The sequence below is a fragment of the Caballeronia sp. ATUFL_F2_KS9A genome (genome assembly GCF_023630765.1).
Classification (GTDB): Bacteria; Pseudomonadota; Gammaproteobacteria; order Burkholderiales; family Burkholderiaceae; genus Caballeronia; species Caballeronia zhejiangensis.
This window is the reverse complement of record NZ_JALQEK010000002.1, coordinates 56,264-75,690: the sequence shown is the minus strand read 5'-3', so window position 1 is coordinate 75,690 and position 19,427 is coordinate 56,264. Positions and strand designations below refer to the sequence as shown.

Sequence of the window (19,427 nt, the reverse complement as noted above, 5' to 3'; positions counted from 1 at the left end):
TCATCCGTCGCTAAATGTCGATCAAGCCGCGATCGAACGAATCATGCCGGCGGCGACCGTGTGATGCGTCGCTTCATCGATCAGCACGAACGCGCCGGTGCCCTGATGCGTATCGTACTCGTCCGCGACGATCGGCTTCTGCAACGTGAGCGCCACGCGGCCGATATCGTTCATCGCGAGCGTGCTGCGATCGACCGAATGCGACAGCGTATGCACGTCCAGCACCTGCTTCACCGCGCCGATGCGCGCGAACACCGTGTTCGTCGTCTGTTTCAGCAGATATTTGCGCTGCGGCGAAAGCGGCTCTTCGTCGAACCAGCAGAGGTCCGCTTCGAGCTTCTTCGCCGGCTCGACCTTCGCCGCGGCGGGCACGAAGGTATCGCCGCGCGACACGTCGACGTCTTCCGTCAGGCGAATCGTCACCGTCTGGCCAGCGAACGCGCGATCCACCGGCGCGACACCACCCGGCACCGGCGCGATGATCTCGGCAACCGTCGCTTCGCGGCCGGCGGGCAGCACGGTCAGCGCATCGCCGACGCGCACTTCGCCCGCTTCGACGCGGCCCATGTAGCCGCGGAAATCGTCGGCTTGCGAGCCGTCCTGACGCGCGACCCATTGCACCGGGAAACGCAGCGCCTGATCGTTCGGCTGCGCGACCGGCAGCGATTCCAGCAGATCGAGCAGCGGCTCGCCTGCGTACCACGGCATGCGCTCGCTCGCCGTCACGATGTTGTCGCCCTTCAGCGCCGACACCGGCACGAAGCGCACGTTCGACAGCCCGAGCTGACGCGCGAGCACGACGTACGCATCGCGAATCTCGTTGAAGCGCGCTTCGCTGTACTCGACCAGATCCATCTTGTTGATCGCGACGATCACGTGCTGCAGACCGAGCAGCTTGACGATCGCGCTGTGGCGCTTCGTCTGCGGCAGCAGTTGCGCGACGCCGTCCTCGAACGTGACGCGCGTTGCGTCGACGAGAATGATCGCCGCATGCGCCGTCGACGCGCCCGTCACCATGTTGCGCGTGTACTGCTCGTGGCCCGGCGTATCGGCGATGATGAACTTGCGCTTCGCCGTGGCGAAATAGCGATACGCGACGTCGATGGTAATGCCCTGCTCGCGCTCGGCTTCGAGGCCGTCCGTGAGCAGCGAGAGGTCGATTTCATCGCCGACCGTGCGCTTGTTCTTCGCGCGCGAAATCGCCGACAACTGATCCGACAAGACGGCCTTGCTGTCATACAGCAGACGGCCGATCAGCGTGCTCTTGCCGTCGTCGACGGAACCCGCGGTGATGAAGCGCAACACGCCCAGATCTTCAGCTTGATAGATGCTCATGACTCGTTTCTTCCTGTGGCGTGATGCTTAGAAATAACCTTGCTTCTTGCGCTGTTCCATCGCGGCTTCGGAAGCCTGATCGTCCATGCGCGTCGCGCCGCGTTCCGTGATTTCCGTCACGGCCGTTTCCGCGATGATCTTCTCGACGTCATCGGCATCGCTCGCGACCGGGCACGTGCAACTGATATCGCCGACGGTGCGGAAACGCACTTGCGCGATCTCGGCGGTCTCGCCTTCGCGCACCGGCGTGAGCGGCGTTACCGGCACGAGCAGGCCGTTGCGGCGCACGATCTCGCGGTCATGCGCGTAGTAGATGTTCGGCAGTTCGAGCTTTTCGCGCGCGATGTACTGCCACACGTCGAGCTCGGTCCAGTTCGAGATCGGGAACACGCGCAGATGCTCGCCGTTGTGCAGACGCGCGTTGTAGATGCTCCACAGTTCCGGACGCTGCGCCTTCGGATCCCACTGGCCGAATTCATCGCGGAACGAGAAGATGCGCTCTTTCGCGCGCGCCTTTTCTTCGTCGCGGCGCGCGCCGCCGATCATCGCCGTGTAGCCGTATTGCTCGATGGTTTCGAGCAGCGTCACCGCTTGCGCGGCATTGCGCGAATCCGTCTCGCGACGCAGACGCACCGTGCCCTTCTTGATCGAATCCTCGACATGACCGACGACGAGCTCCGCGCCGATCTCGGCCGCGCGGCGATCGCGGAAATCGATCACTTCCTGGAAGTTGTGACCCGTGTCGATGTGAACCAGCGGGAACGGCAGCGTCGTCTTGCGGCCCCCGCCGAGGCCGAACGCCTTGAGCGCGAGCGCCAGCACGACGACCGAATCCTTGCCGCCCGAGAACAGGAGCGCGGGCTTGCTGCATTCCGCGACCAGTTCGCGAATGATGTGGATCGACTCGGCTTCGAGCCAATCCAGGTGATCCATGCGAGTCGCCTTGTTGACGACCGGTGCGGTGACGTTAGAGTCGAGCGTCGTGCTCATGTTCGTCGATCCTTTTTCTAGCGGCGCTTCTATGAGCGCCGCGTTCAGTGACAGGGGGTAGTGCCTTAGATCGCGGAGCTTGGTGCTGCTTCGACGATCTTGATATTCGTGATGTGCAAGCCGCATTCCTTCGTATCGCGCGATTCCCACCACCAGCGTCCGGCGCGGCTGTCTTCGCCGGGGCGCACCGCGCGCGTACAAGGCTCGCAGCCGATGCTCGGATAGCCGCGCGCGTGCAGCGGATTCACGGGCACATCGAAGGCTTTCAGGTAATCCCACACATCGGTTTCGGTCCAGTCCGCGAGCGGATTGAACTTGGCGATGTTGCGCGGCTCGTCGCGCTCTTCCTCGTGCAGCTCGGCGCGCGTCACCGATTGTTCGCGGCGCTGTCCCGTCACCCACGCGGAGACATCGGACAGCGCGCGATTGAGCGGCTCGACCTTGCGGATATGGCAGCAGCTCTTGCGCAAATCAATGCTTTCGTAGAACGCGTTCAGACCGTGATCGCGCACGTAGGCATCGACCGCGTCCTGTTGCGGATGAAACTGCTCGATGTCGTAGCCGTAGCGCGCTTTCACGGTATCGAGCATGCCGAGCGTTTCCGCGTGCAAACGGCCCGTATTCAGCGAGAAGATGCCGATCTTCACATCGCGCGAAAGGATGGCGTGCGTCAGCACCATGTCTTCGGCGGCGAGGCTGCTGGCTAGCTTGACGTTCTGGTGGCGCGCCGCGATCGAATCGAGCAGCGCATCCAGGCGTTCAACCTTGGCTTGCAATTCAGGCGTCATACATCAGGCTCCGAGCGCTGCGACGAGCGCCGCGCGACGACGGAACAGCGGTTCCGGATTGTCGGTCGCGCCCTGATACAGATTCGTGAACTCGGTGAACGCGTTGAGCGCGTCGTTGATGTCCTTGTCCGCGCGCACGGCGAACGCATCGAAGCCGCAGCGCGCGTGGAATGCAACCTGATCGCGCAGCACGTCGCCGATTGCGCGCAGTTCGCCCGTCCACTGATAGCGCTCGCGCAGCAAGCGGCCGATGGAAAAGCCGCGACCATCGCGGAACACCGGGAAATCGACGGCGATCACGGAAATCTGCGCGAAATCCGCGACGATGTCGGCGGGTTCGTCGTCCGGCGCGAGCCACACGCCGATGTCTTCTTTCGCGCGCGACGCGACGATCGCCGGCTTGTGCTCTTTCCACAGCGCAAACGGCACGATGATCTTGCCGGCCGGCAGCGCATCGACGGCGGGCAACGTACCGTCTTCGGCGGCGCGCACAACGGTGAAACTGTCTTCGACGACCGCGCGGTTCTTGATAATCAACGTCATTTGCAGATCCTTAAGCGTGAGCCTGGCGCGATGCGTACACGCGCTCCTTGAACGGCGCCATGCCGATGCGGCCGAACGTCTCGATGAAGCGCTCGCCTTCGATGCGGTTGTCGACGAAAGTGTCGATCACTTGCGCGATCACGTCGGGCATCTCTTCGGCCGAGAACGACGGGCCGATCACCTTGCCGAGATGCGCGCCGGTCGCGCCCGAGCTTTGCTCGCCGCCGAGCGTCACCTGATACCACTCCGAGCCGTCCTTATCGACGCCCAGAATGCCGATATTGCCGACGTGGTGATGACCGCACGCGTTGATGCAGCCCGAGATGTTCAGCGAAAGGTCGCCGAGGTCGTGCACGTAGTCGAGATCGTTGAAACGGTCCTGAATGGCGAGCGCGATCGGGATCGACTTCGCATTCGCGAGCGAGCAGAAATCGCCGCCCGGGCACGCGATGATGTCCGTCAACAGGCCGATGTTCGCCGTCGCGAAACCGAGCGCCTTCGCGCGTTCCCACACCGTGTGCAGATCGCGCTTCTTCACGTTCGCGAGAATCAGGTTCTGCTCGTGCGACACGCGGATTTCGCCGAACGAGAATTCATCGGCGAGCGCGGCGACGTCGTCCATCTGCTGATCGGTGGCGTCGCCCGGCGCGATGTGGCGCTGCTTGAGCGAGAGCGTCACGGCGGCGTAGCCCGGCACCTTGTGCGGACGCACGTTGCGCTCGACCCAGCGCGCGAAAGGCTTGCTGTCGATCAGATGCTTTTCATAGGAAGCGTCGGTGTCCGCGAGCTTCTCGTAGACGGGCGGCGCGAAGAACTTCGACACGCGATCGACTTCTTCCTGCGTGAGCGTCGACGGGCCGTCCTTCAAGTGTTGCCACTCTTCCTCGACCTGCTTGCTGAACTTCTCCGGCGACAGCGCCTTAACGAGAATCTTGATACGCGCCTTGTACATGTTGTCGCGACGGCCGTAGCGGTTGTACACGCGCAGCACGGCTTCGCAATAAGTAAGCAAGTGTTGCCACGGCAGATCGCGCTTGATGATCGCGCCGACGATCGGCGTGCGGCCGAGGCCGCCGCCCGCGAGAATGTCCATCACGACTTCGCCTTGCGCGTTCTTCTTCAGATACACGCCGAGATCGTGGACTTGCACGGCCGCGCGGTCTTCCGCCGAGCCGTTCACCGCGATCTTGAACTTGCGCGGCAGCCACGCGAATTCCGGATGGAACGTCGACCATTGACGCAGAACTTCCGCCCACGGACGCGGATCGACCTGCTCGTCGGGCGCGACGCCCGCGAACTGATCGGCGGTGATGTTGCGGATGCAGTTGCCCGACGTCTGGATCGCGTGCATTTGCACCGACGCGAGCTTGCGCAGGATTTCCGGCGTCTCTTCGAGCTCGACCCAGTTGAACTGGATGTTGGTCCGCGTCGAGAAGTGACCGTAGCCGCGGTCGTGCTCGCGCGCGATGGTGGCCAGCATGCGGAGCTGGTCGCTGCGCAGGTTGCCGTACGGGATCGCGATGCGGTGCATGTACGCGTGGCGCTGCATGTACAGGCCGTTCTGCAAACGCAGCGGACGGAATTCTTCTTCGCTCAATTCGCCCGACAAACGTCGGCGGACCTGGTCGGCGTACTGCGCGACACGTTCGTCGACGATGCGTTGGTCGATCTGATCGTATTGGTACATTCGGGGGCCCCAAGTTCTTGTGTAAAGCGCAGCGTCCTAGGTTACGCGGCGCGTCTCGTCCATCGAATATCCATTGAGTCGCTATTGCCCGAGCCGTTCAGACTGAACGCTCATTTGCTTATGACAGATAGAGATATGGATATTGGAAAAATTGGACTGATAGTAAAGAACCTGCTATATATTGCAAACGACTGAAAAATTACTTTGATATGCCCGGTAGTAATAAACAAAGGCTATAAATGAATCTGCATCAGTTTCGCTTCGTGCGCGAGGCCGTCCGGCAGAACTTCAACCTGACGGAAGCCGCCAAGGCGCTGTATACGTCGCAGCCGGGCGTCTCGAAAGCGATCATCGAATTGGAAGACGAGTTGGGCGTCGAAATCTTCACGCGGCACGGGAAACGCGTGAGGTCGCTCACCGAGCCGGGGCGCATCATTCTCGCGTCGGTCGAGAAAATCTTGCAGGAAGTGGAAAGCCTGAAGCGCGTCGGTAAGGATTACGCCGCGCAGGATCAGGGCAATCTCGTCATCGCCGCCACGCATACGCAGGCGCGTTATTCGCTGCCGTCCGCCATCGCAGAATTCAAGAAGCGCTTCCCGAAGGTCCACCTTTCGATTCTGCAAGGCAGTCCGACGCAAGTCGCCGAAATGGTCATCCACGATCAGGCCGATATCGCCATCGCGACGGAAGCGATCGCCAACTATAAGGAACTGGTGTCGCTGCCCTGCTTCCAGTGGCAGCATCTGGCCGTCATGCTGCCGGATCATCCGCTGTTGGAGCGCAAGACGCTGACGCTCGACGATCTCGCGCAATTCCCGATCATCACTTACGAGGCGTCGTTCGCCGGGCGCACGAAGATCAATCAGGCGTTCGCGCTGCGCAATCTGACACCGGACATCGTGCTCGAAGCCATCGATGCCGACGTCATCAAGACTTACGTCGAACTGGGGCTCGGCGTCGGGATTCTGGCGGATATCGCGTTCAATCCGGAACGCGATCGGCATTTGCGCGCGATGCCGGTCGGACATCTCTTCGGCACGAACGTCACGCGGCTCGCGCTCAAACAGGGCGCGTACCTGCGCAGCTATGTGTATACGCTCGTCGAACTGCTGTCGCCGTCGCTGAATCGCAAGCTGATCGAACAGGCGCTGTCCGGCGAGCACGAGAGTTACGAGCTTTGAATATCGGCGGCGCCCGCCGCCTAGAAAATCCTGCCCATTTGGAGACCATCCGATGACGTTGTCGAAGTTCACGCGCCGGCTCGCTGCCGGCGTCGCCTTATCCGTAGTTGCCGCCGCCGCGCACGCCCAGTTGAAGGTCGGCATCGATCTGTCGAGCACCGGTCCGGCCGCCGCCATCGGCATCACCAGCAAGAACGCGATGCTCATGTGGCCGAAAACCATCGCCGGGCAGAGCGCGGAGTACATCATCCTCGACGACGGCTCGGATCCGGGCGCGGCCGTGCGCAACATCCGCAAGCTCATCAGCGAAGATCACGTCGATGTGATCGTCGGGCCGAACATCACGCCGGCGGCGCTCGCCGCGCTCGATCCCGTCGCCGAATCCGAAACGCCGATGATCACGCTGATCGGCTCGGCATCGGTCGTGGAGCCGCAGGAAGGCAAGAAAGTGTGGGCGTTCAAGATGGCGCAGACCGATCGCGCGATGGCCGACGTCATGACGCGCTACATGGCCAATCACGGCGTGAAGACGGTGGGTTTCATCGGCTTCGCGGACAGCTACGGCGATAGCTGGCTCAACGAGTTCACCAAGTTCGCCGATCTTCGGCATATCAAGATTGTCGCGAGCGAGCGTTTCAATCGCACCGATGCGAGCGTCACCGGCCAGATTCTCAAGCTGATGGCCGCGAAGCCCGACGCGGTGCTGATCGCGGGCGCGGGCACGCCGACGGTGTTGCCGCAGCGCACGCTCGTCGAGCGCGGCTACAAGGGCGCGATCTATCAGACGCACGGCATCGCGACGCCCGAGTTCATCAAGCTCGGCGGCAAGGACGTCGAGGGCACACTGTTCCCGACGCAGCCGGTCGTCGTCGCGCGGACGCTGCCGGCGGATCATCCGTCGAAGAAGGCTGCGCTGGCGTTCGCGAATGCGTATGAGGAGAAGTACGGCAAGGGCACCGTGACGCAGTTCGCGGGCGATGCGGCGGGCGTGTATCCGCGTCTTCAGGACGCCGTGGCGCGCGCGCTGAAGACGGCCAAGCCGGGCACGAAGGAGTTTCGCGTGGCGCTGCGCTCGGAACTCGAGCATGCGCACGAACTGGTCGTGCCGAACGGCGTCGTCAATACGAGCGCGACGGATCACGTCGGTCTGGATCAGCGCGCGAGCGTAATGGGCGTCATCAAGAACGGCGCATTTACGTATCTCGCGCAGTAATGTCCTTTGTTCTGAAAACGCTGCTGTCGATGCTTGCCGGCGACGGCGTTTTCGGTCATAATCGCCGACTCGATTGGCTCGTTGGTTCGCTCTGTTCCGCTACGAGTCGATTCAGGCCCAGGTGGTGAAATTGGTAGACGCAGGGGACTCAAAATCCCCCGCCGCAAGGCGTGCCGGTTCGATTCCGGCCCTGGGCACCAGGATTGTTGAAAAAGCCGCTCCGTTGTGAGCGGCTTTTTTGCGTTTGGGGCACGGCTTCGGCGTCATTTCGGCATCTCGCCGGGTTTCGCGGCAATCTGCGTTTGAACGTTGCCTGAACCGCGCCCGACTTCGACGCGCGGCTCATCGCCCGCAGTCTTCCGATAAATCCAGCCCACGACGGGCGGAACGACGAACCTGGCGATCGCGTAAGCCAACACGACAGGCCAATACTCTCGAAAGAAACCCAGCACGAAGTTCAACATTTTTCCACCCACGCCTTCCATTCATTCACCGCGATCGAAAATACATAGTAGACCAGAGCATCCCGAAGAGGATGCATAGGCAGAATCGCCCGAACTTCCTCACTGAACGAAGCGACGAGCAAGTATATCCAGAGAAGCATCCCGATTAGAGAGGCGAAAATTCCCAGATTCGCGACAAGAAACGCCTGAGCGATTCGTCGCTCGGAGAACCATCGAGAATAGGCGCCGCGGCGAAGCTCACCCCGCAGCACCGTCAAAGCAAGATTCAGACTGACGCTCGACGCGACGAGCGAAATCGGAAAGAAGTCATCCCTGCCCGGCTGCTTCAGCGCCACCCTCAAGATGTACTCGATCGCGCCCATGAATAGCGGCAGTCCGACGATCAGTTGCCGCGCCGTCGCGTCGAAGCCCTTCGATTGCATTGTCATCGTCCTGATGTGCGTGATGACACGCAATTTCGCCGATGACGCGAGCGCGCGTAAGTCGTCCGTCCGGCTATGTGCGCTCTCGCGTAGACGCGCACTGCCGCGTCAGCAAAAAATGGCCTCCATCGGCATTCGGAACCCCGGCGCGCGGAGCATCGCGGGGATGCTCGCACGCGCAGCGCCCGCATTTCGGGTTGCTTAGGACCCTCTCGATGTCGTGACCCGCTCGCGCGACGCGCCGAGCCATAACTCGAAGAAAGGTACGACATGAATCGACCTGATCACTCGCTGTCTCTCGACTCCGTCATCTGCAAGCGCTGCAACACCGTTTCCCCTGCCTCGGAAGACACCTGCCCCGCGTGCGGCGCCGATCGTCAGGGCGCGATTTTCACGAGCCGCGCGGCCGAAGCCGCCGCGGCCGCCGCGGCGCCGGTGCCCGCGCCGCTCGACATTCTCGACTGGGACGATAGCCACTGGCTGCAGCGCCTCGTGCGCCGCAGGATGCTGACGTCCTACCCGAACTTCGTCGAGCCCGATGCGCAGGATCAGCGCAAGCCCGCCCGCACCGGCATGGCGATGCTGGTCGGCGGGGTGATCGCCAGCATCGCGGTCGGCGGATACTTTTATGCGCGTCTGGACGACAACGCGCCGTCGCCGAGCGCGGAGCCCGGTATCAGCGCGGCGGGATCGATTCGCGACGGCGCCTCCGGCGCGCTCAAAGCCGATGCCGCGCGGCACGCATCGTTGGCGCGCTCCAAAGCGGATACGCCGAGTGCGCAGCCTGTCCCGTCAGCGACGACGACAACGACGATCGCGAAGAAGCCCGCGCCGATAGCGGAAACCGCGTCTGTCGCGCCGCGCGTCACGGCATCGAGCATGTTGCCGACGACGCCGCACGTTGCGGCGAACGCGGCTCCGGCGAGCAACGCGTCGCCAGCCATGTTCGCAACTGCGAAGCCGGCGACGCCCGTTCCCACGACGAACGCAGCCGCAGCGACAGCCGCATCGGTCGCTGCCGTCGCGCCGCCGACCAAGCCGACGACGCCGGTCGTCGCATCGCTGCAGAAGCCTGAACCGCGCGTGGTCGCGACGATCGCCGCAGCGGCGCCGGTGCCGCCGAAACCGGTGACGCAAGCGCCCGCGCCCGTCGCCCGCGCGATCGAGCAGCCTCGAAATACCGCGCCCGTCGCCCGACAATCCGAACAGCCGCGCAGCACCGCGACGGTCGCCTCGATCGACAAACCGCCCACGCCCGCCACGCCCGCCGTTCAGCCTGCGCCGGAGCCGCTTCCCGCAGCCGTCGCGCGGAGCATCGCGGCGGTTCAGCAAGCGCTCGCCGGGCGCGACCTCGCGGCGGCGCGCCGTCACATGCGCGGCCTCTCGGCGAGCGAGCCGCGCAGTCCGGAAATCCAGCAGCTCGCGGCCGAATTGTCGCGTCAGGAACGTGCGCGCGACGGCGCGATAGCGAACGCGCGCGCCTGCGCCGCCAACATGGAAGCGGCGTGCGCGTTGCGCAACGCACGCCGCGCGGTCGCGCTCGACCCGCGCAACGGCCAGGCGCAGGCGACGCTGCGCCGCGCGCTCGCTGTGCAGAACGAGAGCAACACCGAGTACTTCCGCCAGGCGAGCGGCATCCCGAAGCCGGTCGTCCCGACGATGACCTACGACGGCCGTTGGAACGCGCACGCCCATCATGCGGGGATACCGGATGACGACGATTCGCGCTTCACGCTCTTCGGCCTGGGCGTGCCGGCCGTATCGAAGGGACGCGGCGACGCGCATTGATGTACTGACGCGCCATTCAGCATGATGCAAACGGAATAAGCCGCAACGCACATCCGTTTAAAGGTGACGAACGAGCTGCCGGCGAACCGCGCCGAAGGAGTCACCATCATGCAAACCGGATTGTTGCGCCGTCTGGTGGTTTGCGCCGCCGCGGTCGTCTCGCTCGCGGGCATCGCCTCATGCGGCGGCGGCTCGGACGACAACATGCCGACGGCGACACGTTTCAAGATGTCGATCGTCGTCTCCGATGGCGCCGTGTCCGCGCCTCACACCGACCCGAATCTGAAGAATGGCTGGGGCGTGGCGTTCAACCCGAACGGCTTCGTTTGGGTCGCCGACAACGGCACGCAGACGGCCACGCTCTACGACGGCAACGGCGTCGTTCAGTCGCTGGTCGTATCGATCCCTCCGAGCGCGTCCGGGCCCGCCAAACCGACCGGAATCGTCTTCAACAAGGGACCGGATCTCACGCTCTCGCGCAAGGGCAAGTCGGGCGTCGCCGCGTTCGTCTTCGCGGGAGAAGGCGGCTCGATCACCGCGTGGGCGCCCGCCGTCGACATGACGCACGCGTTCACCGCCGTCGATTCGAGCGCGTCGGGCGCGATCTACAAGGGACTCGCGATCGCCACGACGTCGACCGGCGCGCATCGCCTTTACGCGACCGATTTCCATAACAACAAGGTCGACGTCTTCGACGGCACGTTCACGAAGATCGCCGTGCCCGGCGGCTTCAGGGACGCGCAGATTCCGGCGGGTTTCGCGCCCTTCGGCATTCAGACGATCGGCTCGAAGATATTCGTCACCTACGCGAAGCAGGACGGCGACGCCGAGGACGACGTGCCCGGCGCGGGCCTGGGCTTCGTCGACGTGTTCGACATCGACGGCAATCTGATGCAGCGCTTCGCGGCGAACGGGCCGCTCAACGCTCCGTGGGGCATCGCGCAGGCGCCCGGAAACTTCGCCACGTTCAGCAACGATATCCTCATCGGCAATTTCGGCGACGGCACCATCAACGCGTTCGATCCGAATACCGGCGCGTTCGTCGGCGCGCTCACGGATACCGGCGGCGCGCCGCTCGTGCAGCGCGGTCTGTGGGGCATCGCGTTCGGCAACAACCTGAACGCGCAGCCGTCGAACACGCTGTTTTTCGCCGCCGGGCCGAACGACGAAGCCAACGGCGTGTATGGCCGCATCGACATGCAATGACGCGCACGCGACGATTCCCTGGGCGATGACGCTGGCCGCGGACGCATGGCCGTCCGAAAGCGCATCGCCACGCTCGGCGCCGCCCGCGGTTCGGGCGGCGCTTTTTTTGGCGATGCGAAGCGCGCCGGCGCGCGCGGACCGAAAGCGCGGCTTGCTAGAATGCGCGCTTCAACTCCGCTCATCCGATGGACCTCGAAACCCTCCTCTTCTCCCAAGGCTTCGGGTCGCGCCGCCAGTGCCGCGGCATCGTGGCCGAAGGCCGCCTGCGCATCGCGGGCATCGTGCGCGACGATCCGCACGCCCATCTCCCCGTCACGCCCGGTCTCGAATTCGAAGTCGACGATCATCTCTGGACGTATCGCGAGAAGGCGTACATCGCGCTCAACAAGCCCGCGGGCTACGAATGCTCGCGCGATCCGCAGCATCATCTGAGCGTGTTTCATCTGCTGCCGCCGCAACTCGCCGAGCGCGGCGTGCAGGCCGTCGGCCGGCTCGACCAGGACACGACCGGCCTGCTGCTGCTTTCCGACGACGGCGCGTTCGTGCACGCGTTCACGTCGCCCAAGCGCAAGGTGCCGAAGGTCTATCTCGCGACCGTGCGTCATCCGCTCGACGGTCTGCAACTCGCGAAGTTGCGCGAAGGCGTGCTGCTGCACGGCGAGCCGAAACCGAGCGCCGCGCTCGCCGCCAAACAACGCGGCGAACGGCTGCTCGAACTCACCGTGCTCGAAGGCAAATACCATCAGGTCAAGCGCATGGTCGCGGCCGCGGGCAACCGCGTGGAGAAGCTGCATCGCGAGCGGGTCGGCGGTTATGCGTTGCCCGACACGCTCGTCGAAGGCGCATGGCGCTGGCTCGAAGACGCCGATCTCGCCGCGTTGCGAAACACTTCGCATTGAGCATGCAAATCGGTGAATCCCCTCACCGCGGACGCTGCGATGCAGCATGCCTTCCGCGTTTCGTACTCTTATACTGGTCTAACGGATACCAAAATGATTACGAAAAAAGCAGGAGGGCATCATGGTCTCCCAATCGGCCGTTGCGCTGGTAGCGTTCGTCGCGCTGTGCGCAGTCCTCATCGGGGTGCTGGGCTTCGTCATGCACATGCGCCACAAGTATTCGCCGAATCTCATCGGCGCATTGATCGGCGCGTTGATGTGCTTCGTTCTGCTCGAAACGATTCCGGCGCTGATCTAACGCCGCGCGTTCTGCTTTAGGAACGCGTCGACCGTCGGATGGCGCAGCACGTAGCCCAGTTCGCGCTTCAGGCGCGTGTTGGCGAGCCGCCGCGATTCGCGCATGAACGAAAGCGTGACCGGCTCCAGGCGCGTTTGCGCTTCGCTGCGCGAAATGCGCGGCACGCGCGTCAGGCCGTAGGCATCGGCCACGCGGTCGAAGTAATCCGCCATGCGCAAATCCGTGTCGTCCGACGCGTTCACGACGCGCTGCGCACGCCCGCGCGCGAGCGCACGCACGAGAATGGCCGCGAGGTCGTCGGCGTGAATGTGGTTCGTGTAGACGTCGTCCGGTTCGGCGAGCGCGGGCATGCCCTTTTCGATGCGCGCGATCGGCAGGCGGTTGGCCGCGTAAATGCCCGGAATCCGCACGATCGACACCCGCCAGCCGCTTTTCACGCCCGCCGCGCGCAACTGCCGCTCCGCCGACACGCGCCGCCGCGCGCGTTCGTTCGCAGGCCGCGCAGGCCGCGTTTCGTCGATCCACGCGCCGGCGCAATCGCCATAAACGCCGGTCGTGCTCGCATAGACGAAACGCGTGCGCTGCCCGTCCCGGCGCTTCGCGGCCGCACGAAGACCGTCGGGTACAATGAAAGATGTTTTTCCGGCGCGATCCGCATGCAGCCAATGGCTTGCGGCGGCGCGCGCCACCGAGCGGCGCGGTCTGCGCAGCGCGGCGATCAGCGCGCGCGTGCGGCGGTCCGAGTCGCCGTCGCGCTGAGGCGGCGCGAGATGCAGCACGTCGCGTGCGAGGCCGGCGAGCCTTGCGAGGCTGCGGCGCACATCGAGATCGCCGGAAATGGGCGTCGCGCCGGCCGCGCGCAATTCGCCGGCGCGTTCGGGATGATGCGTGAGCGCGACGACGCGGGGCGCAGCGGCGCGCGCATGCAGAAGCGGCAACGCGCGCATGCCGACATCGCCGCATCCGACGATCAGGACGCGCGCGCGGCGAAGGTTTCGAGTGGCGATCATCGGAGCATTTTATCCGTCGCCTGAAACCCGCGTGCGGCGTCCGAAAAGACTCACGAGACAACTCCACACATCGCAGAAATCGATCTATGGCTTTCAACGTAACGCTCCGGCAAAGCGGCCGGCAGTTTCAAGTAGAACCCGACGAACCGGTGCTGACCGCCGCGCTGCGCCAGGGCATCGGCCTGCCGTACGGCTGCAAGAACGGTGCGTGCGGTTCGTGCAAGGGCGCCGTCGTGAGCGGCGAGGTAGAGCAGGCGCCGCATTCGTCGTCGGCACTGTCGAACGACGAAAAGACGCGCGGCATGGCCCTCTTCTGCTGCGCGACCGCGCAGACGGATTTGACCATCGACGTGCGCGAAGTCGCGGGCGTCGGCGACGTCCAGGTGAAAAAGCTGCCGTGCCGCGTGAACGCGCTCGAACGCAAAGCCGACGACGTCATCGAACTGAAGCTGCAACTGCCCGCGAACGAACGCCTGCAGTATTACGCGGGCCAGTACATCGAATTCATCCTGAAGGACGGCAAGCGCCGCAGCTATTCGATGGCGAGCCCGCCGCATCACGAAGGGCCGCTCGAACTGCACATTCGCCACATGCCGGGCGGCACGTTCACGGATCACGTCTTCGGCGCGATGAAAGAGCGCGACATCTTGCGCTTCGAAGGCCCGCTCGGCACGTTCTTCCTGCGTGACGAGTCCGACAAGCCGATCGTTCTGCTCGCTTCGGGCACGGGTTTCGCGCCGATCAAGGCGATCATCGAACATGCGGTCTTCAAGAATCTGAATCGCCCGATGACGCTTTATTGGGGCGGCCGCCGCAAGAAGGATCTCTACATGATGTCGCTCGCCGAACAGTGGGCGCGCGAGGTTCCGAATTTCAAGTTCGTGCCGGTGCTCTCCGAACCCGACGCCGGCGACGCCTGGACGGGCCGCACGGGCTTCGTTCATCGGGCTGTCATCGAAGATCTGCCAGACTTGAGCGGCTATCAGGTGTACGCGTGCGGCGCGCCCGTGATGGTGGAATCGGCGCAGCGCGACTTCACGCAGCATCATCGGCTGCCGGAGGACGAGTTCTACGCGGATTCGTTCACGAGCGCGGCAGATCTCGCGCATCCCGTGTGAGCTTGCACACAACGTGCACGCGGACAAAAAATCCGCGTGCACGGTTTACAGGCGGCAACCGCTTAACGTATCCTTCGCGAATGCTCAAAACCCTGAACGCACTTCGACGTCGCCGCTCGCCGCTTCCCTAGGGATGCCGCTGGCTCGTCACGCATTGCGCTCACGGTTCGGTCTTGTCGAAGCGTACGAAATGAAGCCACGGAAATCCGTGGCTTTTGTTTTTTTCCGCATCGTTTTCCTCTTTTTCTCGCACTAGCCTTCGTGGAGCCCGCTGTCATGAATTTCAATGAGTACCCCGTTGATTCGCTGATGTACATCACGAACCGTCCCGAGATCGTGTTCACGCATGGCAAGGGTTCCTGGCTCTACGACAACACGGGCAAGCGCTATCTCGACTTCATCCAGGGCTGGGCGGTGAACTCGCTCGGCCACTGCAACGAAGGCATGATCGAGGCGATGGAAAAGCAGGCGCGCACGCTGATCAACCCGTCGCCCGCGTTCTACAACGCGCCGATGGCGCAGCTCGCCGGCCTGCTCACCGCGAACAGTTGCTTCGACAAGGTGTTCTTCGCCAACAGCGGCGCGGAAGCGAACGAAGGCGCGATCAAGCTCGCGCGCAAGTGGGGCAAGAAGTTCAAGAACGGCGCGTACGAGATCATCACGTTCGACCACAGCTTCCACGGCCGCACGATCGCGACGATGTCCGCGAGCGGCAAGGCCGGCTGGGACACGATCTACGCGCCGCAAGTGCCGGGCTTTCCGAAGGCCGATCTGAACGATATCGCGTCGGTCGAGAAGCTCATCAACGAGAAGACCGTGGGCGTGATGCTCGAGCCGATTCAGGGCGAAGGCGGCGTGATTCCCGCGACGCGCGAATTCATGCAGCAACTGCGCGAATTGACGAAGAAGCACAACATCCTGCTCATCGTCGATGAAGTGCAAAGCGGATGCGGCCGCGCGGGAACGCTGTTCGCGTACGAGCTGTCGGGCGTCGAGCCGGACATCATGACGCTCGGCAAGGGCATCGGCGGCGGCGTTCCGCTCGCGGCGCTCCTGTCGAAGGCGGACGTCGCGTGCTTCGATGCGGGCGATCAGGGCGGCACCTACAACGGCAATCCGCTGATGACGGCGGTCGGCTACTCGGTGATTTCGCAACTCGTCGCGCCGGGCTTTCTCGAAGGCGTGCGCGAGCGCGGCGAGTATCTGAAGCAGGAACTGCTGAAGCTGTCGGACGAGCGCGGCTTCCAGGGCGAGCGCGGCGAAGGTTTGCTGCGCGCGTTGCTGCTGGACAGCGACAAGGGTCCGCAAATCGTCGAGAAGGCGCGTCTGATGCAGCCCGACGGCCTCCTCCTCAACGCGGCGCGCCCGAATTTGCTGCGCTTCATGCCCGCGCTCAACGTGACGAAGGACGAGATCGACCAGATGATGACGATGCTGCGTTCGGTGCTCGATTCGCTGTGATCATCCGCACTTTCGATGCAGGCGATCGCGACGCCGTGATCGCCCTGTGGCGCGATGTGTTTCCGGAGTACGCGGACGCATCGCGGCCGCAGCGCGATCCGGCGCTGTCGATCGAGAACAAGATGCGCACGCAACCGGAGCTGTTCTTCGTCGGCTCGATGGATGGCGAAGTGATCGGCACGGTGATGGCCGGTTATGACGGGCATCGCGGCTGGGTGTATTCGCTTGCTGTCACGCCTGCGCTGCGCGGCCGCGGATACGGCAGTGCGTTGATGAAGCACGCGGAAGCGGCGTTGACGAAGCTCGGCTGCCCGAAGGTGAATCTGCAGATTCTGTCGTTCAAGACGGAGCTGCGCGGATTCTATGAAAGGCTCGGGTATCGGATGGATGAAGTGGTGAGTTTGGGGAAGCGGCTTTGACGCGCGAACTCAGGCTGAACGCTTCGACAAGGCCGCTATCTTTCTCAGATGTCGACCAGGTTCAACAAGAAAAGCAGATTTGAGGCATCTCGTCGACGGCCGCTGCGCGTCTTTGCTTTCTTTGCGGATTGCGCGCCGCATCTTCTACCGACGAGCCGCGCACCTTGAACGACGGATTGGGTTCGATCGAAATGTTGCGAAAGACCACGTCCGTTGTGCCGCTTTCTTCCCTGTATTTCAGCGTCAGGTCTACGTTGTATTCAGTGAGCCAAACGCCGTCGTACTCCACGACGAATCCGCTCTGCGTCGCTACTGAGCAGTGGGTTTCGACCGCGGAGCCGGTGAGCGAAGCAAACACGTCGAACGCCGGTTTTGTGTTTCCGACCCGGCACTGCATGCGCTTTTCGCCCTTTCGGGAAGGCTGAGGAACGGACATATCAAATTCCGCCCCTTTGACCAGGGTCTGTGGGGTCGCGCGGATCGCAGTGCTATCTTTGAGGTTCGCCATGCCGATCTGGCTATCGCCCCACAGTTCCTGAGAACGCAGGTCCGCCATTCGGTAGTAGGTCCGGAAATAGGCCCATGTAACCGCACTATCTCCAGCGGTCGTGACGCTTTGCTCCGAAACGACACCATTGTCGTGACGGTTCACAAGAGTTGACGTGAAGGGCACACGCTTCAGTGGTGAGCGTGAATCGACCCAATCTGCTTCGATGATCAGTCGCTTGTAGGGAAGAATCTGGCTGCCCTTAGCGGGAAGACCGCGTTGCACCACCTCGCCATAGCTTCGAAAAGTATTGGCGCAGCATCGCGCCCTGCGGCGAATCCGGGTCGATACCTGATGATGCAAGCCGCGAGTTGAAGTCCGCCAAGTCTCTCGTCTCGGCGGATACGGGTGCGATCGGTTGAGTCTGTCCTGTCGCCGTCGCTATCGAGAGGAAAGCGAAGGCAGCCAAGAGCCAACGTATGATTTTCAAGCGTTGCATTATTCTTATCTGATCTGAGAGGTTCGAATGTGAATGGCAGAGCGAAAGGCGATGCAAGGCTCGCGATCATTGCGAAGTTGAATTCGAATCCGTGTCAACTCTCGCGTCGGCACATTTGGCAGCGCGTGTCACAGCGACGGGTTCATCCATGTCATGGCCGTCGATAAGACGAACGGATATCCAGCACTGCCTGCCCTTCATCTCGAGAAACGCATCGTAGTCACGGCCCGCAACCGGACTGAAAGTCACACGCGGTGGAGTACACCACCAATGGGCGTTACCCGCACTGCCGCTCGTTCCCATGCTCAGGACAATCGGCTGGCCGCCCGCCACCACATACTCTCTGATGGAATCCTTGAACTCCAGGCCGTCGACTCGCATGAACTCGCGCGGGCTCGGCGGCATGCCGATAACCTCGCTCCGCGACGAATATTTCCAATTGGCAAAAAAACCGTCGTCACCGGCCACCCATTCAGCTCCCTCGACGGAACCGCCATAACAGGCGTGATTGGGAAGGTACGAGGCAGTGCGCGTTCCGTTGCCGGAGAGAAGTCTGATACGCGCAGAGACCGCGCTATCGTATTCCGGCGCCGCGACGGTCACGTTATGACTGGGCTGCGGAAACAATCCGCAGCCCGTCAGTGCCATCGTGGCTGCGATGAGGAGGTGGCCGCGCTTCGGCAGCTGGCTGAGACTGGAGGTGAACATCGCGCAAAATCCCCGATTCTTGATCGGCATCCTGAGCTTCGATAGTGGGAAGAATCTGAGAAAGCGGGCTAATGCGATAGATGACAAGAAAGCGAGAACGATTTGGCGAAGCACCCATAATCCTGGAAAAGAAAAAAGCCGACTGTCTCGCGACAGTCGGCTCCCTTTCGAGCATCGGACGGTTAAGTCTTCACTCACCCAAATACGCCGCCCTGACCTTCGGATCATCGAGCATGACCTTCGCGTCGCCGGACATCGTCACCGTGCCTGAATCCATCACGTAACCGCGATTCGCCGCCTGCAGCGCGAGACGCGCGTTCTGCTCCACGAGCAGCACCGTCAGCCCTTCCTTCGAGATTTCCCGCACGACTTCGAAGATCTTCTCGACCATGATCGGCGAAAGACCCATCGACGGTTCGTCGAGCAGCAAGAGCTTCGGGCGCGACAGCAGCGCGCGGGCCATCGCGAGCATCTGCTGTTCGCCACCCGACAGCGTGCCCGCGTACTGCGACGCACGTTCCTTCAGACGCGGAAAGAAGCCGAACATGCGCTCCGTGTCCTTCTGAATGCCGTCCGAATCGTTGCGCAGATACGCGCCCATCTGCATGTTCTCGAGAATCGACATGCGCGCGAAGATGCCGCGGCCTTCCGGCACCATCGCGAGGCCGCGCTTGAGCAGTTCGTGCGTCGGCACGCCCTTGATCGACTGGCCCATGTACTCGATATCGCCGCCCGAGTACGGCTTGAGGCCGGTGATGGCCTTCATCGTCGTCGTCTTGCCCGCGCCGTTCGCGCCGATCAGCGTAACCAGTTCGCCCTGCCCGACTTCGAGATCGACACCCTTCACCGCCTGGATGCCGCCGTAATTCACCTGCAGACCCTTGACCTTCAACATTGCGCTTGTGGTCGCC

General features: G+C 63.1%; 20 protein-coding genes and 1 tRNA gene. 10 read left to right on the top strand and 11 right to left on the bottom strand.

Annotated features, from left to right (window positions below):
- Positions 1-21: 21 nt before the first annotated feature.
- The 5 genes from NCS67_RS02600 to NCS67_RS02580 form a co-directional block, all read right to left on the bottom strand.
- Positions 22-1,335: a sulfate adenylyltransferase subunit 1 gene (locus NCS67_RS02600; RefSeq protein WP_008351120.1), complete on the bottom strand. Its 1,314-nt coding sequence runs from the start codon at positions 1,333-1,335 to the stop codon at positions 22-24.
- Between the two features lie 27 nt (positions 1,336-1,362).
- Entirely contained in the window at positions 1,363-2,325 is a 963-nt protein-coding gene (gene cysD / locus NCS67_RS02595; RefSeq protein WP_008351121.1) for a sulfate adenylyltransferase subunit CysD, read from the bottom strand.
- 65 nt (positions 2,326-2,390) lie between these two features.
- Complete coding sequence (locus NCS67_RS02590) at positions 2,391-3,113, bottom strand: phosphoadenylyl-sulfate reductase (protein ID WP_244807757.1); 723 nt, start codon at positions 3,111-3,113, stop codon at positions 2,391-2,393.
- A gap of 3 nt (positions 3,114-3,116) precedes the next feature.
- Entirely contained in the window at positions 3,117-3,656 is a 540-nt protein-coding gene (locus tag NCS67_RS02585; protein WP_034472943.1) for a DUF934 domain-containing protein, read from the bottom strand.
- Between the two features lie 10 nt (positions 3,657-3,666).
- Entirely contained in the window at positions 3,667-5,343 is a 1,677-nt protein-coding gene (locus NCS67_RS02580) for a nitrite/sulfite reductase (protein WP_034472944.1), read from the bottom strand.
- A 239-nt stretch (positions 5,344-5,582) separates the two neighbouring features.
- On the opposite strand from NCS67_RS02580, the gene NCS67_RS02575 reads away from it, so the two are divergent.
- From NCS67_RS02575 to NCS67_RS02565, 3 genes are all read left to right on the top strand, one after another.
- A complete protein-coding gene (locus tag NCS67_RS02575) occupies positions 5,583-6,524 on the top strand; it encodes a CysB family HTH-type transcriptional regulator (RefSeq protein ID WP_008351128.1) in 942 nt (313 codons plus the stop codon).
- A 52-nt stretch (positions 6,525-6,576) separates the two neighbouring features.
- The gene (locus NCS67_RS02570; protein ID WP_008351129.1) at positions 6,577-7,737 is read left to right on the top strand and encodes an ABC transporter substrate-binding protein; all 1,161 of its coding nucleotides are present in this window, start codon (positions 6,577-6,579) and stop codon (positions 7,735-7,737) included.
- Positions 7,738-7,852: 115 nt separating this feature from the next.
- Positions 7,853-7,937: transfer RNA gene (locus NCS67_RS02565), tRNA-Leu, on the top strand.
- 63 nt (positions 7,938-8,000) lie between these two features.
- Here the strand turns inward: NCS67_RS02565 and NCS67_RS02560 are convergent.
- Both NCS67_RS02560 and NCS67_RS02555 read right to left on the bottom strand, forming a co-directional pair.
- Positions 8,001-8,222, bottom strand: coding sequence for a hypothetical protein (locus NCS67_RS02560; protein ID WP_152563226.1), 222 nt, complete (start codon positions 8,220-8,222; stop codon positions 8,001-8,003).
- Positions 8,195-8,623 carry a hypothetical protein gene (locus NCS67_RS02555; RefSeq protein WP_250434000.1) on the bottom strand — a complete coding sequence of 143 codons (429 nt, stop codon included), beginning with the start codon at positions 8,621-8,623 and terminating at the stop codon, positions 8,195-8,197. The genes NCS67_RS02560 and NCS67_RS02555 overlap by 28 nt, the downstream gene beginning before the upstream one ends.
- 270 nt (positions 8,624-8,893) lie before the next feature.
- Between NCS67_RS02555 and NCS67_RS02550 the strand changes: the two genes are divergently transcribed.
- From NCS67_RS02550 to NCS67_RS02535, 4 genes are all read left to right on the top strand, one after another.
- Positions 8,894-10,411, top strand: coding sequence for a hypothetical protein (locus NCS67_RS02550; RefSeq protein ID WP_250433998.1), 1,518 nt, complete (start codon positions 8,894-8,896; stop codon positions 10,409-10,411).
- Between the two features lie 108 nt (positions 10,412-10,519).
- Positions 10,520-11,617, top strand: coding sequence for a TIGR03118 family protein (locus NCS67_RS02545; protein WP_250433995.1), 1,098 nt, complete (start codon positions 10,520-10,522; stop codon positions 11,615-11,617).
- A 185-nt stretch (positions 11,618-11,802) separates the two neighbouring features.
- Entirely contained in the window at positions 11,803-12,516 is a 714-nt protein-coding gene (locus NCS67_RS02540; RefSeq protein WP_008351140.1) for a pseudouridine synthase, read from the top strand.
- A gap of 121 nt (positions 12,517-12,637) precedes the next feature.
- Complete coding sequence (locus NCS67_RS02535) at positions 12,638-12,814, top strand: hypothetical protein (protein WP_008351142.1); 177 nt, start codon at positions 12,638-12,640, stop codon at positions 12,812-12,814.
- On the opposite strand, the gene NCS67_RS02530 is transcribed toward NCS67_RS02535, so the two are convergent.
- On the bottom strand, positions 12,811-13,824 hold the full coding sequence (locus tag NCS67_RS02530; RefSeq protein WP_008351144.1) for an NAD-dependent epimerase/dehydratase family protein: 1,014 nt from the start codon (positions 13,822-13,824) through the stop codon (positions 12,811-12,813). The genes NCS67_RS02535 and NCS67_RS02530 overlap by 4 nt on opposite strands.
- Positions 13,825-13,910: 86 nt before the next feature.
- On the opposite strand from NCS67_RS02530, the gene NCS67_RS02525 reads away from it, so the two are divergent.
- The 3 genes from NCS67_RS02525 (at position 13,911) to NCS67_RS02515 (ending at position 16,822) form a co-directional block, all read left to right on the top strand.
- A complete protein-coding gene (locus NCS67_RS02525; protein ID WP_008351145.1) occupies positions 13,911-14,942 on the top strand; it encodes a CDP-6-deoxy-delta-3,4-glucoseen reductase in 1,032 nt (343 codons plus the stop codon).
- A 276-nt stretch (positions 14,943-15,218) separates the two neighbouring features.
- Positions 15,219-16,403 (top strand): acetylornithine transaminase, encoded by a 1,185-nt coding sequence (locus tag NCS67_RS02520; protein WP_250433993.1) that lies wholly within the window; start codon positions 15,219-15,221, stop codon positions 16,401-16,403.
- The gene (locus NCS67_RS02515) at positions 16,400-16,822 is read left to right on the top strand and encodes a GNAT family acetyltransferase (protein WP_175982808.1); all 423 of its coding nucleotides are present in this window, start codon (positions 16,400-16,402) and stop codon (positions 16,820-16,822) included. The genes NCS67_RS02520 and NCS67_RS02515 overlap by 4 nt, the downstream gene beginning before the upstream one ends.
- Positions 16,823-16,883: 61 nt before the next feature.
- Here NCS67_RS02515 and NCS67_RS02510 read toward each other — a convergent pair whose 3' ends face one another.
- From NCS67_RS02510 to NCS67_RS02500, 3 genes are all read right to left on the bottom strand, one after another.
- Positions 16,884-17,594 (bottom strand): hypothetical protein, encoded by a 711-nt coding sequence (locus tag NCS67_RS02510; protein ID WP_250433982.1) that lies wholly within the window; start codon positions 17,592-17,594, stop codon positions 16,884-16,886.
- Positions 17,595-17,874: 280 nt separating this feature from the next.
- Positions 17,875-18,546: a hypothetical protein gene (locus NCS67_RS02505; RefSeq protein ID WP_244807748.1), complete on the bottom strand. Its 672-nt coding sequence runs from the start codon at positions 18,544-18,546 to the stop codon at positions 17,875-17,877.
- A gap of 160 nt (positions 18,547-18,706) precedes the next feature.
- The gene (locus NCS67_RS02500) at positions 18,707-19,411 is read right to left on the bottom strand and encodes an ABC transporter ATP-binding protein (RefSeq protein WP_008351154.1); all 705 of its coding nucleotides are present in this window, start codon (positions 19,409-19,411) and stop codon (positions 18,707-18,709) included.
- Positions 19,412-19,427: the final 16 nt, after the last annotated feature.